The 15,119-nt window shown below is 44.4% G+C and carries 8 protein-coding genes and 1 tRNA gene; 6 read left to right on the forward strand and 3 right to left on the reverse strand.

What is annotated here, in order from left to right:
* Positions 1 to 163: 163 nt before the first annotated feature.
* The 3 genes from QUA07_RS10640 (at position 164) to cheB (ending at position 6,006) form a co-directional block, all read left to right on the forward strand.
* Positions 164 to 2,047 (forward strand): methyl-accepting chemotaxis protein, encoded by a 1,884-nt coding sequence (locus QUA07_RS10640; protein ID WP_333324806.1) that lies wholly within the window; start codon positions 164 to 166, stop codon positions 2,045 to 2,047.
* A 90-nt stretch (positions 2,048 to 2,137) separates the two neighbouring features.
* Positions 2,138 to 4,633, forward strand: coding sequence for a hybrid sensor histidine kinase/response regulator (locus QUA07_RS10645; protein WP_333324883.1), 2,496 nt, complete (start codon positions 2,138 to 2,140; stop codon positions 4,631 to 4,633).
* A gap of 287 nt (positions 4,634 to 4,920) precedes the next feature.
* Entirely contained in the window at positions 4,921 to 6,006 is a 1,086-nt protein-coding gene (gene cheB / locus QUA07_RS10650) for a chemotaxis-specific protein-glutamate methyltransferase CheB (protein WP_333324808.1), read from the forward strand.
* A 149-nt stretch (positions 6,007 to 6,155) separates the two neighbouring features.
* On the opposite strand, the gene QUA07_RS10655 is transcribed toward cheB, so the two are convergent.
* The gene (locus QUA07_RS10655; RefSeq protein WP_015175702.1) at positions 6,156 to 6,542 is read right to left on the reverse strand and encodes a response regulator; all 387 of its coding nucleotides are present in this window, start codon (positions 6,540 to 6,542) and stop codon (positions 6,156 to 6,158) included.
* 741 nt (positions 6,543 to 7,283) lie between these two features.
* On the opposite strand from QUA07_RS10655, the gene QUA07_RS10660 reads away from it, so the two are divergent.
* Together QUA07_RS10660 and QUA07_RS10665 are read left to right on the forward strand one after the other, a co-directional pair.
* Positions 7,284 to 10,094: a GAF domain-containing protein gene (locus QUA07_RS10660; RefSeq protein WP_333324810.1), complete on the forward strand. Its 2,811-nt coding sequence runs from the start codon at positions 7,284 to 7,286 to the stop codon at positions 10,092 to 10,094.
* A 101-nt stretch (positions 10,095 to 10,195) separates the two neighbouring features.
* Positions 10,196 to 10,267, forward strand: a tRNA-Gln gene (locus QUA07_RS10665).
* 697 nt (positions 10,268 to 10,964) lie between these two features.
* Here the strand turns inward: QUA07_RS10665 and QUA07_RS10670 are convergent.
* The gene (locus QUA07_RS10670) at positions 10,965 to 12,242 is read right to left on the reverse strand and encodes a serine hydrolase (RefSeq protein WP_333324812.1); all 1,278 of its coding nucleotides are present in this window, start codon (positions 12,240 to 12,242) and stop codon (positions 10,965 to 10,967) included.
* 179 nt (positions 12,243 to 12,421) lie between these two features.
* Between QUA07_RS10670 and QUA07_RS10675 the strand changes: the two genes are divergently transcribed.
* Positions 12,422 to 13,528 carry an N-acetylmuramoyl-L-alanine amidase-like domain-containing protein gene (locus QUA07_RS10675; protein ID WP_333324814.1) on the forward strand — a complete coding sequence of 369 codons (1,107 nt, stop codon included), beginning with the start codon at positions 12,422 to 12,424 and terminating at the stop codon, positions 13,526 to 13,528.
* A 141-nt stretch (positions 13,529 to 13,669) separates the two neighbouring features.
* Here the strand turns inward: QUA07_RS10675 and QUA07_RS10680 are convergent, their stop codons facing one another.
* Positions 13,670 to 15,001, reverse strand: coding sequence for a D-alanyl-D-alanine carboxypeptidase (locus QUA07_RS10680; protein ID WP_333324885.1), 1,332 nt, complete (start codon positions 14,999 to 15,001; stop codon positions 13,670 to 13,672).
* Positions 15,002 to 15,119 lie beyond the last annotated feature (118 nt).

Genomic DNA, 15,119 nt, shown 5'->3' on the forward strand with positions numbered 1-15,119 from the left:
GCAGTGTAGTGAGTTGTGAGTTATTATTAGGGAGTTGTTATTTTTTCTTTATTACCACTTCCCAATTTTCAATACTTCGGCTACCCGATCATACAATTTTCCAGTTCTCTATACTTAGACTATGCGAGCGTACAAGTTACCAGTAACCGATTCCCAGTAACTAATGATTAACAATTTTTTCCAAAAAATGCAGCATCGACTGTTGCTACTCCTAATTTTAAGTACCTTGATTCCCGTATCTATTGTTGGTTGGTATGGAATTTCTTCTTCAACAGAAGCACTGCAAAATTTAGCATTAATAACCCTTAGTGACAGTGTTAATTCCACCGCCAATCAAATGAGTAACAAATTGGAAAATCTGAGAGCCGATATTTTGTTTCTCCGCAAAACTCCCCCTGTTCAGGGAATGATTAGAGCTAGAGAAGGAAATGGATTAGACAAACAAACTAATTCAACTTATAAAGATTGGGTTTATCGAATGCAACTCACATTTTTATCCATGATGGAAGCCAAGCCATATTATATGCAATTGCGTTATATAGATAACAGTGGTAAAGAGATCGTGCGCGTAGATTCTGACGGCACAAATATCAAAGTTATTCCAGATTCTCAACTACAAAATAAAGCAGACACAGATTACTTCTCGGCAACTATGAAGCTAAAATCAGGAGACGTCTATGTGTCTTCCTTAAATCTGAATAAGGAAAGGGGGAAAATAGAAATTCCTTATAAGCCAACAATTCGCTATGCCACTCCAATTTTTAATCCCAAAGGAGAAAGACAAGGCTTTCTCATTACGAATGCTCTGGGTAGCACTCTGCTCGATATGGTTAAAAATTTCAATCCTGAACTATCAGACAAATCTTTTATCTTAAATCAAGATGGGTATTATCTGGCTCATCCCAATCCTAAAAAAGCATGGGGATTGGAACTTAAAACTAAGGAAAATGTCAAAAATGATTATTCTGCAGACATTGTTGCTAAAATACTCTCAGGTGGTCAGGGAAATATTGATAATAGGGAGCTAGTGATTAGCTATAATACAGTTTTCCCCAGCAAACAAAATACAAATAATTTTTTAGTAATTGTGGATAGTTCACCCAAAAAATTGCTATTTTCTTCCATCGATTCTCTTCAAAAAATAGCAGCCCTGATTGCTATTGTTTCCCTGGCTGTGGTGCTGGGATTGGGATGGTTTTTTTTGCAAAAAATTGTTGCTCTCATTCGGGGGTTGATTTACCAAATATCGTCATTTTCACTGCAAATAGAATCTAATATGAACCGACAAGAGCAAATAGCAAATAGACAATTTGTCTCGGTTAATCAAACAACTATAACTCTAGAAAATTTGGGCCGATCTTCTCAGCAAACAGCCGAGCAAGCTGAGTCTGTTGCCGTTGCTGCTCGCCAAGCTTTAAATCTAGCCGAAGAAGGTACTAAAAAGGTAGATCAAACTCTCAATCAAATGCTGAATCTTAGAGAAGCTGTGGTGGCAATTTCTAAGCAAAATCATCGACTCGACGACAGCACGAGTCAGATTGGCAATATATCGACTCTCGCAAGTTTGGTTAGCGATTTAGCCAGCCAAACTAATATGCTGGCTCTCAACGCCGCTGTTGAAGCAGTCAGAGCCGGCGAGTACGGTAAAGGTTTTGCGGTGGTAGCAAGCGAAATTCGTAAGTTAGCAGATGAAAGCCAACAAGCAGCACAAAAGATTAATGGTATTATTCCAGAAATTAAGGGCGCGATCGACTCAACGGTAAAAGCAACTGAAGATAGTCGCAAAACAGTTGCAGAAGGGGTAAAAACAGCACAAGATACGGCAGAAGCTTTTACGGGTGTGAGGGAAGCTTGCAATCTGGTGTTTGCTAGCAACCAGCAAATTTCATTTAATGTTAAACAGCAGGCGATAGCAATTCAGCAAGTAGGTGATGCCATGAGTTCTATGAAGGAATCCGCGTCTCAAACAGTCAGTGGCATTACTCAAGTTAAAATTGGTACTCAACAACTCACAAAAGCTGCATTTAATCTTAAAGAAGTAGTGTAGTCATGAGTCATTAGTAATGAACGGAGGAGTTAACGAATTATCATTACCCTTAAGCCATAACCAATCAGCTATTACTTAATAACCTATATGATGATTGAAGATCAAGAACTTCGAGATGTATTTAAAGTCGCTAGTCAAGAACACTTACAGAAACTCGACGACGGATTGCTGTACCTAGAACAATATCCGAGCGACTTAGCTAAGTTAGAACAATTGTTGCGGGAAACCCATTCTCTTAAAGGTGATGCTGGGATGCTGGGAGTAAAAAATGTAGCATCTTTAGCTCATCAAATGGAGCATATTTTGGGATCTGTAAAACGGGGAGAAACTCAACTGAATTCGGATATTAGCGATCGACTTTTGCAAGGTTTAGACGCCATGCGGAAACTCGTTAACGAAGCCGTTACCGGCGAAGATTCCGGCGTTAATACTTTTTACATCCTCGCTAGCATGATGGGTGCTTCTAGTCAGCCACAGCCACAGGCTGCTGCCTCAATAGTAGATCCCTCATCTTCACAAGTACCAGAACAACCCTTGGTAGAAGCGCAATTTACTGAGCCTTCTACCAAAGAACTAGAAACAAATGTTGAAACTTCTGAAGTCCTTAACTTAGAGAAAAATTCCTCTTTTTTACCCCTACAATCCCAGCCAGAATTTCTACTGCAAGCTCAAAACTTGCCTGCACCTTCCGGGCCCGCCCCTGAGTCGGCTTCGCCGTCGGCAGTTAGTGCATCATCTACCTCATCTTACCGCATTGAAACCATTCGCGTTGCTACTCAAAATTTAGACGATTTAATGACTCAAGCAGGGGAACTTACTGTCACAAAAACTCGGTTAGGACACCGAGTTGCAGAGATAGAACAAATTACAACTTTGTGGGAAGAGTGGAGCCGAGAATATTTTGTAACGAGCTTGACTGTTGATCGGATGCAAATAGATGAAAACGGTATTAAAGCCAGCGGTAAATTTAGCCAATTGCAGGATTACTATCAACGTACAGAAGAACGTTTAGAACGTCTCGGAACTTTAGTCAACCGCTTGAGAAATCGAGTTTATGAAGATACTGCTAGACTCGAATTAATCACTGAGGCATTAGAATCAGGAATTCGCACTCTGAGACTTCTGCCTTTGTCTACTATTTTTAATTTATTTCCTCGAACTGTTCGAGATTTAGCAAAACGGGAAGGTAAAGAAGTTGCATTAGTGATTGAAGGAGGCGAAACTACAGCAGACAAACGCATTTTAGAAGAAATGAAAGACCCTTTAATGCACATGATTAGAAATGCGATCGACCACGGGATTGAAACTGTTGAGGAGCGGAAAAAACTAGGTAAACCTCCGGTGGCTACTCTCCGAATTAAAGGCTATAATATTGCTAGCAATATTATTATTGAAGTTTCTGATGATGGCCGGGGACTAAATCTAGAGAGCATTAAACAAACGGCTGTAAAACGTAATGTTTGTACGCTTGAACAACTGGCAGAAATGACCGATACTCAAGTACAATCTTTAATTTTTACTCCGGGTTTTTCGACCAAAAAATTTGTTACCGAAGTCTCGGGGCGCGGGGTGGGTTTAGATGTAGTTCGCACTAATGTTGAAGCGCTAAAAGGTAGTATTCAAGTAGAGTCTTTACCGGGACAAGGATGCACTTTGAGGCTGCAAATCAGCACGTCTTTAGCTACAGCAAATGTATTAATTGTCACAGTTGAAGACATTCCTTATGGTCTGCCAGTCGAGTTTGTAGACACGGCACAACTGGTGTCTCAGTCTGAGATATTTGCTATAGAAGGTAAGGAAACTATACTTTCAAAGGGTCAGCCTCTGTCAGTTGCTCATCTGACAGATTTGCTAGCATTAAACAATAGAAAAGGCTGGCAAAAAAATCGGTATCTGAGACAGGAAACCGGCAGCGAAATTTCGACAAAAAATCAAAACTACTTCCGAAATTCAAGTTCTTCAAAAATGCCTTGTATTGTTGTGAAAGTTGGGGAGGAAAGATTGGGATTATTTGTAGATGCTTTGATAGACGAACAGGATGTGGTTATGAAACCTCAAAGTCTATTGCTGAAACGGGTGCGAAATGTTTCGGGTGCCACAATTCTCGGTACTGGGGAAGTTTGTATGGTACTCAATCCCCACGATTTGATAAAATCTGTACGCCAGCAAGTTTCGTCCCGTGGGGTTTCTGGTGCGCGATCGCAACTTGAGACAGCCAGCAGAAAACAAGTTATACTATTAGCAGAAGACTCGATCGCCACGCGCACTCAAGAAAAACGCATCCTGGAAGGTGCGGGTTACGAAGTTGTGACTGCGGTAGACGGATTGGATGCTTTCCATAAATTAAAAACTCGCGATTTTGATGCTGTGATTTCTGACATACAAATGCCAAATTTAGACGGTTTGGCCCTGACTATTAAGATTCGGGAGCAAAAAGAATACAGTGAGTTGCCGATAATTTTAGTGACATCTTTGGCATCGGATGAAGATAAAAAAAGAGGTGCTGATGCGGGGGCAAATGCTTATATTCCTAAAGGTACTTTTAATCAAGATGTGTTGGTAGAGACACTAAAAAGGTTAGTTTAGTCATTAGTCATTACTCCTTGGTTACGAGGCATTTGTTATTTACTACCAATTAGCAAGGCCAAATATCCAGTGCCCAGTGCACCATTACCAGTGCATCGATGCCCAATGCCCAATACTTGGACTACGCGGTTACTGAGCGACTCGTGCTGAGCTTAGCCACTCGCCCTGCGCGGTTTGCCCGCTAAGCTTCGCCGAAGGAAAGTAAGTCGAAGGGCAGTACAAGTGCCCTATTCCCCATTCCCCATTCCCCATTTCCCGTTCCCCATTCCCCATTTCCCAGCAAACTGATGTTATCGCCCATTAAACTATTGTTAGTTGAAGATTCTCCAGTCGTTACGCTCGTCCTCAAACGAATTTTTGAGTCCTCGCCAGACATCCAAGTTGTAGGAACCGCTTGCAACGGATTAGAAGGACTAGAATTAATCCCCAAACTTCAGCCCCAAGTAATCTGTACAGATTTGAACATGGTACCAATGAACGGGTTAGAATTTACGGAAGAAGTAATGAAGAAATATCCGCTACCAATTTTAGTAATTAGTGCTTCAGTGCAAGCGAATGATACTCACAATGTATTTCAAGTGTTAAATGCTGGTGCATTGGATGTTTTTCCGAAACCGATTGGCGGGTTGGTATCTGATTACGCTCGCCTAGCAAATCAATTAATAGCTAAAGTTAAAATCCTGTCAGGAGTTAAAGTATTTACACGGCATCAAAAAAAGATGCCAACACAAGATAATAATCAAATTGTAAAAATCAACCAAGCACCTGTTCCTAATTACAAATTTTCCAACGAAAATGTTAAATTTCCAACTATTAAAGTATTGGCTATAGGGGCTTCGACAGGCGGGCCGCAAGCACTGTACGCGATTATTTCTAAACTCCCGGCTAGTTTTCCCGTGCCTATAATTTGTGTCCAGCACATCAGTGAAGGTTTTTTGCAAGGATTAGTTGATTGGCTGGGTAATGAATCGAAACTGCCTGTTAAGATAGCTTCTTTTGGGGAATTGCCACAAGCAGGGACTGTTTATTTTCCGCCAGAAAAACGTCATTTAGAATTGGACTCTCAAGGGAGATTTGTTTATTCAGAAGCTGCTCATGCTGCGGGACACTGCCCTTCTGTAACGGTGACATTTAAGTCGGTAGCTAATTTTTATAGTCGGGCAGCAGCGGGGGTTTTGCTGACAGGAATGGGTAGAGATGGTGCTGACGGAATGTTGGCTATCGCCAGAGAAGGGGGGTTGACAATCGCCCAAGACGAAGCTAGCTGCATTGTCTTCGGAATGCCCAAGGAGGCGATCGCCCTTGGTGCCGCCCAATATGTTTTACCTGTCAGTGCGATCGCTCCCCTACTCCTGGCTAAATTAAAAATTTAGGACTTACCTCGCAAATAGTGCAGAATGCCCCGCCCCTCGACTTGTTAAAGAAGTCGAGGATCACAGAGCGCGATCGCAACTTTTTAGTTCATTAATTACTCAAATTACTTGATTAATTACTCAAAACTGACTTTTTTTCCTAAGTCCGATTATTTGATTTTGATAAACTTACCAATTACCTCGCGCAACTTATCAGCATCAAACGGCTTAGTTAAATACTCTGTTGCTCCCGCCAAACGCCCCTGTACCTTATCAAATGCTCCATCTCGCGCTGTCAGCATTACGATCGGCAAATTCTGAAACTGAGGCAAGCTCCGCACCGTGCGGCAGAGTTCCAATCCGTCAATACCAGGCATCGAAACATCCAGCAACAAAACAGAAATTTGTTCGTGATAAATCGTTGACAAAGCATCCACTGCATTGTCGGTTACGAGAACTCGAAACTCTTTGCTTAAGGCCTGTTTAACAAGTCCTTGCATCACGACGCTATCATCAACTGCCAAAATAGTTGGTACTTGACTGCTACTTGCAGACATATTCTTCTCCCTGTTTATTTATAGTTCTTGAAAATACAAAACATACTTCGTTCAGTTATTTTTTGAGCGTTGCCTCTACCCAATAATTGTCAACTCCGTTGGAGCGTTAGTTGAAACTTTACCCCCGTTTTTTTACCTCAAACTCGAAAAAAGGGATTGGGAGAGTGGTTGATCGGCAATTACAACAGTTGCAAAATGTGCATCCGGGCCCAGAAACCCTAAAAGGTCGAGTTTGAACAACTATTGTTACAAAGTTTAACATCTTACCAATCTTTTGTAATTAATCTCCTAACTGTAGTTGAACTCCCGGCTAAGGCACAGCTCGGTAAAGGACACTGGTATTGTGGCACAAACCCCTGATTTAAATCTACCAGCAAGCCAGCTACCCACGATTAGACAAGTCTGTTAAAATACAATTAAACTGATAAAAAAATTCTAGGTAAGCAATCGTCATATATTTTGGAAACCTGCTTCCTCCCAACAGAGGCTCTTAGATTTAGAGAGCCGGAGGTATTCAAAAGCATAGTCAACTGGAAGTATAATTTATATAGTCTTAGATTTGGCGTGATCTAACTCCCATAACTCAAAAGTTTCCAGATCAGTCAAGAGGTTAGTCTGAATTCGGCGCAAGCAACCTGCGCTGAACTTGCGCCCAGAGTCTCCCAGCACAGAATTCATAGCTTGTTTTTCAAGGGAAGTATTGAGAAGGGCGGTTGCCAGCAACTAGACGGGCAGTTACACATGATGAAATCACCCTTGCCTCTTGGTAAAAAAGTGTTCAAGCTCCATAACATTGACTTGTATCAGCTTCTCGGCTCTGCTCCAGACGCTTGCTTGGACAATTTGGTAGGTTTGGCAGCTCAAATCAGCCGAACTCCTATTGCTTTCTTGAGCTTGATTGACGGTAATCGCCACTGGTTGAAGTCGCAATTAGGTATCGATCGAACTTTGGCTCACCGTTACCTGAATTTTTGCGCTCGCGCCCTGGACCCAACTCCCGAAGAGTTCGCCCAGAGTTCAAACTCAAACTCGGAATTTGACCGGGCAATTTCCCTACAACAACCGCCAGTTGCTCCCGAATTTGCGATCGAACTCCCTATAAATTCCTTTAAAGAACTGCCTGCCGCCATTGTTCGAGACGCTTCCACAGATATGAGATTTGGCGAGCATCCGCTGATCGTTTTCTACCCCTTCGTGAAATTTTACGCGGGCATCCCAGTCATGACCTCAGAGGGGCAGATGCTGGGAGTGCTATCCGTCATGGACTCGGTGTCGCGAGACTTGACAAAAGAAACGATAGAAGGTCTGCAAGCTTTGAGTCGGCAAGTTGCGAGTTTGGTGGAGCTGCGCTGGCAATTAGTCAAAGCCCAGAAACATTTGCCAGAGGTAGAAGATATCACTTCCGACAGCCAGAAAATCTCGGAGTTAGTTCCTGGATCGAACCGATCGAGCTTGTCTGCGGTACATACGCCACAGAGCAGCATGACAACAATATACGGAACAAAAAAGCTCCCGACGCTGGGAGAAACAGGCAAATCTCAATATGTGTGGGAAGCTTCAGCGGGCATCGGGCGCGCGGACGATACCCAACAAATCCGAGAAATCGTTGCCGGCCCCCGCGACACATCCGATCGCCAACTAACGGCAACGTCCCTACAAGAGCGAGCTCGCTTGGGTTCCCTGCAAGCTAAAGTCGGTGCAGCCCTCGGACAAGGCGGGAAAATATCGGTCATCCTCAACCGCTGCACCGAGGCAATGGTAGAGTATCTCGACGCCACAGGGGTGAGCATCTGGACTTTTAACCTGCAGACAGAGCGGTTAGAATTGCAGGCCAATTCAGGACTTAGCAGCCAAGAGTGGGCAAAAGAAATAGAAGATTGGGTGCGAACAGAAGCGGGAAAACTCCAAACTGCTCCTGTGTGCCTACTGTCGAACCCGTCTCTGTGCACCATTGCCTATCCGCTGATTGTGGAGGAGCGACTGGTGGGAGTGATGACTCTGTGCAGTAGCGCTTTGGCAAGCGAGGGAGCGCTAGAAGTTCTGGGTTGCATGGCTAACGCCATCGCCGTGGCGATCGATCGCCACGCAGCCCGAGAAGAATTGTTGAGCCGCCGGGAAGGCTTGCTCTTCGGCCTCGCCAGCCAGATGCGGAATTCCCTCGACCTCGACAAAATTTTAGATACGGCTGTCAACGAAATTCGCAGCTTGTTGCAGGTTGACCAGTGCTACTTTTTGTGGTACTCCATCTCGCGAGACGGGCAGCCAAGCTTTGCCATCACCCACGAGGCGGCAAATCCCGAACTGAAAGAGCGGCTCACAGAATACCCGATCGAACAAGTAACCCTGCTGGCCGAGAAAATTTGCCACCGCCAAACGCTCCGGATCGGCGACGCTGCAACAGCACTGTGCATCGAACCGCCCACGCGAGCTTTTTTGAGCAGTATCGGGATTGTTTCTAACCTGCTGCTGCCAGTCAAGACTCGCTCCGGTCAAATGGGTGCTGTAGTTTGTAACCATTACAGCAGCCACCGTTCCTGGGCGACGAGCGAAGTGGAATTGCTGCAAGCGGTGGTGGATCAACTGGCGATAGCGATCGACCAAGCCGAACTCTACGCCCAAACGCGGGCGGCAGCCTTAGCAGCCCAAACTCAAGCCCGCCAACTAACGGAAACTTTGCAGCAGTTGCAGCAGAAAGAAGCTCAGCTCATCCAAAACGAAAAAATGTCCTCTCTTGGTCAAATGGTCGCCGGCGTCGCCCACGAAATTAACAATCCGGTTAATTTTATTTACGGCAACTTGACTTATTGCAAGCAGTACATGAAAAATCTGCTGGATTTGCTGCACTTGTATCAAAAGCATTACCCGGAGCCTTGCCCCGAAATTCTCGACAAAAACGAAGAAATCGATGTTGAGTTCCTAGTGCCGGATTTGCTGAAAATTCTGTCTTCAATAGAAATGGGAACTGAACGCATCCGCCAAATTGTCCTGTCTCTGCGGAACTTCGCGCGGCACGACGAAGCCGAGATGAAGCCGGTGGACATTCACGAAGGGATTGACAGCACGCTGCTGATTTTGCAGAGCCGCTTGAAGTCAAACGGGCTAGTGCCGGGAATTGAGGTAATTAAAGACTACGGCGACTTGCCGAAGGTAGAGTGTTATCCCGGACAGCTCAACCAAGTATTTATGAATATTTTGGCGAATGCGATCGACTCTTTGGAAAATCAGCCTCCACCTAAGACGATCAAAATCTCGACGGCGGTGGTGAACCCAGACTCGGAGGCTGATGAGTCAGGAAAGTCGAGGGGTCAAGTTGTGGTGATTCGGATTCAAGACAGCGGGCCCGGATTGGCCGAAAAAGCTAAATGCCACTTGTTTGACCCTTTCTTTACCACTAAACCTGTGGGCAAGGGTACGGGACTCGGCTTGTCTATCAGCTACCAGATTGTGGTGGAAAAACACGGAGGAAGCTTGAACTGTATCTCGAAACCTGGACAGGGAGCGGATTTCAGGATTGAAATCCCCGTGGCGCGCCCCCGTGCGATCAAAGCATAAACCTGCGGGCGATCGGTTCCAAAAACATTTTTTAAATTTTATTGTCAAAATGCTTGACAGATTCCCGTGTCTGGGTGTTACTATATTAAATGTTGAGACGTTGGGGCGTCGCCAAGTGGTAAGGCAGCTGGTTTTGGTCCAGCCATTCAGAGGTTCGAATCCTTTCGCCCCAGTTAAATTGTATCCAGTAAATCAATTGTTAAACTCACCGTTTAGAGTTAGCTCTTGGCAGACGAGAGAAAAACGACTTCATTACGACAAACTTAATTAGCACTTGCTCATATCATGTCTGATCGAGCGATTAAAAGGGCGGGTTTTTGAGATTGTCAATTATTGGCAGATATTTTTCGTGAACCCGCCCCTACCCTATTAAGGGTAATGGACCGGACATACAGCAATTTCCAGGTTTATGGAGTACGGTTGCAAGGGTTTGTCAACCAGTTTGGTAAGTGCTTGGGATTAAGGTGTACTTTATTTGCCTGGAATCTGCTGTAGTATCATAGGATATCAGAAACCGGGTTTATTTATGCGGGTTTTACCTAACCTAAAAGCATAGAGTTGTGGTCAAAAAATTGTTTTTTTTTGGCCGTCAGTACCCTTTTTTCGCAGAAACAGTTGTTTGTGCATAATCTCACTTCTGACCGCGCCGGAATTGTAAAATCGAGTCAACATTCAACACTCATATCAAATCCGATTGCATTGGAATGATTAAGCCGCTGTTGACGCAAAGAAAACAGAGGAAGAGAACAGAGAGATGAATAATTCCGATGCAACCGGATTTGATATCAACCATCCTTCAGTTTTTCGACTAACAGTCAACAGTCAACAGTCAACAGTCAACAGTCAACAGTCAATCTGCCCTACTCCATATCACTGCAAAGTGCTGGGGCCACGAGCGTTTAGCCGATCGAAAACGTATCGAGAAATTGCCGGAAATGTTGTTTCGTCCTTGGCATAAGCCGGATCGTCTGCGAAAACAACTAAAATATAAATCGCGCGATCGTCTAAAGTTCTGACAAAGGCCGCTTCGCTGCGGGATTTGGAAGTATAGCCTACTTTGGAACCAAAATAAATATTAGTTGGTAAAGATTCGCCAAGAAATCCTTTTATTGAATTGCTAGGGTCATTTTTCCATGCCTTGGGGTCTAAGTCTCTAGTCAGCAAGTAAGCCATTTTGCGACTGGCGACGCTGGAAACGGCTTGCCTAGTATAGATTTCATATATTAATCTGGCCGCTTGGTCGGTAGTTACTTGATTGCGAATCGGCTGAGAAGCATCGCCCCGCAATTGCAAGTCGCGACCGATTGGCCCTTCTTGTCTTAAATAGTATATGGGATAATTTTTGGTGCTTATACGAAGATCATTGTAGCCTGCGGACTGGAAAAATGTGTTAATTTGAGTGCGCTTTTTCAGCCATGTTTGCAACTCTTCTCCTGAGAGCCTGCCGCCGGATTTTGTATCTGTGATTTTGTCTAAAAGTCTGCTGGCAGCATCGTTGTTGGAGATGCGAATCATTTGCTCTAGGTCGTTTTTAAATGCAGATTCTCTTTGCGTAATAATGCCTTTTTCTATGGCTGAGTAAAACGCTGCCATCCAAAATAACTTGGCAACGCTAGCGGGAAATCGAAGAGTTTGATTTTGATATCCGGCAAAGGTGTGACTTTTGGAATTGCTGACATCAAATAAGGTAATTGATAGCCGTTCTGCGGGCATTCCTTTGGTGGTTGCAATCTTCACCGCTTCATCAACAATCCCTTGCAATTCTTGAGAGTAAACTGGATTGGGAGGTGTTTTGATGTTGTAGCTAAAGGTAGGCTCGCTTTGACGATCGGCTAAATTGTCCGATGGTTCAATTGTCGGAGGCGAGAGTGTTTCTTGAGGCGAGACGGCCTGTTTAGCCAAGATGACTGGCGGTTCTGGGGGACGGCGAATTCTGAACGGTATTGTGACAATCCAACCGATCGCGATCGCCCCGGCAATTAAGCACAGGATGTTACGGTACTTTAAGCGAGAAAATTTCGTCCTGACTCGACGACGAGATTGAACAGGACGCTGGCTGCTTTGGCGTCGTGGCCCGATTGGGCCTAGGGGCTCGATGGGGCGTCGGGGGGAAATTGGGCGTGGGCGGCGTCGGCGTTCTACTTGCATTACAGTTTTGTGCTATCAAACTCGCACGATCAGTTTATAATAGGGCGGCATCTAAATGACAAGTGTATCCATCTAGTCCGCTGTTGCCAATTTTATCTGTCTACTAGGCTGATTGAGAATTCTAGTAATTGTAAAATTTTCAGGATAGCACTGAGTTGAAGCAAAATCCTTGGAAAAACATGAAAAATTTTTGGAGTCTGGCTGTTTTGGGATTTGCGATCGTCGGCGTGAATAATTCTTTGATCCCTGATGTTTGGGCATTTCAGTCTCAATCTGCTACGAGATATGTTGTCGATCGACAAACAGCAGGACAGGGGGCGGATCTAGCGTTTTCCTTGACGGGAGAAAGCGAAAATCTGGAAATAACAAACAAGCAAAGTGTTTCCAGTTTTCCGAGTATGTTGTGGGACTTCAAAAATTTAGGGGAAATTTCCTATTCCGAATTGCTGAAGGTGCTGGCGAGAGGATCGGACTCCAATAATACCGAGAGAGAAACCGTTGCACAGCCTCAAGACATAGCACGTTTTGAAAAGGTTGTACAGTATGCAAAACAACAAAATTTGCACGATCGCTCGATCGGAGAAATCGTCCAGGCGATCGCCGATAATTTCCAAGGATCGCCCTACGCCGCTGGTTTGCTGGACAAATCTGGCGAAGAAAAGTTGCTCATAACTTTGAATAAATTTGATTGCGTTTTATTTGTAGAAACCGTTTTGGCGATCGCCAGGGGCGTAGCAGTACAAGATTACGACTATCAAAATTTTGTAAATCGCATAGAACAACAGCGGTATTTAAACGGTAAAATTAACGGTTATTGCAGCAGATTGCATTATTTTTCTGAATGGATTAATGACAATCAAAAACGGCAAACAGTGGAAAATATCACCGCTGAATTAGGTGGAGTTCCCATGAATAAAACACTAAATTTCATGAGTCAGCACCGCAGCAGTTACCCGCAAATGGTTAAAGACGAAGCGACTTATCAGTGCATAGTCAGGCAAGAAGCAGACTTAGCCAAAACTACTGTTAATTACATCCCGACAAATCAGATAAAACGTGTTTATTCTCAGTTAAAACCAGGGGATATTGTAGCGGTAGCCACGGATGTTAAAGGATTGGATGTCACCCACACGGGTTTAGTCTACCGCAATGCTGACGGCAATATGGGTTTAATTCACGCTTCGCCGGCTGGGGAGGTGACAGTTGCTTACGACTTGCAGAGATATATTAGCAGAGTCGAAAGTGCGATCGGCATTGTAGTCGCTAGGGCGACAACCCCTAATTAAATTAGTTTGTACTCCTATGGTGCATCCGCTTGCATTATTTTAGCTGAAAATTTAAAATTTCTGTGCTGACGCACCCTACAAACTCTGTTGTGGGGTGGGCTTCTAACCCGCCCGGAATATACAAATTAAATGCACAACAGTTTATTGAACAATTTCGCTGCGAGATACCTTACTCTTTCTAGCAGGATTTGGCGTTAATTCCGGCGGCGAAACTTGAACACTTCCCCAGTCATTCAAAAAGCTTTTCAACAAAACCTCTTGCTGAGTGCGAAATGTCTCGACATTTGCCCCTCCATTCATAATCACAAACCACACTGTTTCTTGTTTTTGAGTTGGCAGGGCTCCGCCCAAAGCGCTAACATTATCCAACGTGCCAGACTTGACCACTGCTAATTTAGGAAGCGCCCGTTCTGCCAGTATTCCTTGATCTTTCCCAACTACAGTTAAGACATCAGCAACTGTCATGCTGTAAGGTTCAAGATAGCGTTCTAAAGCTATAAATAACGCGCAAGCAGCCCGGGGAGAAATCAGATTTTCTTCGCTCAATCCCGAACCGTTGACGAGTTGAATTTCTGCGGGGGGAACTCCGGTTGCTGCTGCTGCTTTTTGGGCGACTGTTTTGGCGCCGCCGACAGTATCAGCTAGCATATCTGCCATGAGATTGTTGCTATACTGATTCATTTTTTTGATCAATTCAGCAAGGGGCAAAGAATAATGTTTGACTAAAGGCTGCACGTCATTGGGAGATGCTGGCAAAACTTGTACAGTACCCTCAATTGCTATTTGGGGTTTTGGCGTATTTGGAGGCAGGGTTTGATACTGGGCGGCGGCTTCGCTGGGCCAGATTTGACTGTTCAATCCTTGTTTGAGCAATTCTCCCGATTTGAGGGGATCAAGTTCAAAGTTCATGTAAAACTTATCGACAATTATCAAATTGCCACTGACTTGCTTGATGCCTTTTTGATTTAAGGCGTTACCAAGGGCGATCGCCTCTTCCCAAACAAACAACGGATCGGCGTTTCCCTGTACAATTAAATCGCCTTTTAATACGCCGTTTTCAATTTTTCCAGTTGTACCAATTAAGGTTATAAATTGATGTTCCGGGCCGAATTCTTGCAGTGCTACCAGAGATGTGGCTACTTTGGTAATAGAAGCGGCTGACAGAGGAACTGTACCTTGATGATTTGCTAGCAAAGTATTGCCCGATTGCATCCATATCCCTTGATCTTCTTTGGCATAACCTTGTGCTGTTAAGCCGTTGAGATATTGCTGGATTTTGGTATTTGTGGCGGTTTCGGGATTGCTAACAGAGACTATTAAGGGCTGAGGCTGACTTGGTTTAACTGGGGGCGGGGAAGATTCAGCTACAGGAGAGGGAGATGCAAGTTGAGGTGATTCAGTAGCTGCACATCCGGCAATAATTGTGAGAAGGGCGATCGAACTCGCAGCAGTTAAGTAGGGGTTTTTCAGCATTACCTTAATTTTTTTCATCAAATGTACGATCGTCTGTTCGGCACGCCCGATGGAAAGTTTAACATTAACACGCGCGTTTTGGAGCATCCGGATCTGCGTTACCAGAATCCCGAACCGC

Source organism: Microcoleus sp. T3_A4 (genome assembly GCF_036700465.1).
In the GTDB taxonomy this organism is placed as follows: domain Bacteria; phylum Cyanobacteriota; class Cyanobacteriia; order Cyanobacteriales; family Microcoleaceae; genus Microcoleus.

What these genes read in the sequence shown, in the direction of transcription:
- QUA07_RS10675 (WP_333324814.1), top strand. Translation starts at nt 12,422, where the DNA reads ATGAAAAATTTTTGGAGTCTGGCTGTTTTGGGATTTGCGATCGTCGGC.
- cheB (WP_333324808.1), top strand. Translation starts at nt 4,921, where the DNA reads ATGTTATCGCCCATTAAACTATTGTTAGTTGAAGATTCTCCAGTCGTT.
- QUA07_RS10655 (WP_015175702.1), bottom strand. Translation starts at nt 6,542, where the DNA reads ATGTCTGCAAGTAGCAGTCAAGTACCAACTATTTTGGCAGTTGATGAT.
- QUA07_RS10680 (WP_333324885.1), bottom strand. Translation starts at nt 15,001, where the DNA reads ATGCTGAAAAACCCCTACTTAACTGCTGCGAGTTCGATCGCCCTTCTC.
- QUA07_RS10640 (WP_333324806.1), top strand. Translation starts at nt 164, where the DNA reads ATGATTAACAATTTTTTCCAAAAAATGCAGCATCGACTGTTGCTACTC.
- QUA07_RS10660 (WP_333324810.1), top strand. Translation starts at nt 7,284, where the DNA reads ATGATGAAATCACCCTTGCCTCTTGGTAAAAAAGTGTTCAAGCTCCAT.
- QUA07_RS10670 (WP_333324812.1), bottom strand. Translation starts at nt 12,242, where the DNA reads ATGCAAGTAGAACGCCGACGCCGCCCACGCCCAATTTCCCCCCGACGC.
- QUA07_RS10645 (WP_333324883.1), top strand. Translation starts at nt 2,138, where the DNA reads ATGATTGAAGATCAAGAACTTCGAGATGTATTTAAAGTCGCTAGTCAA.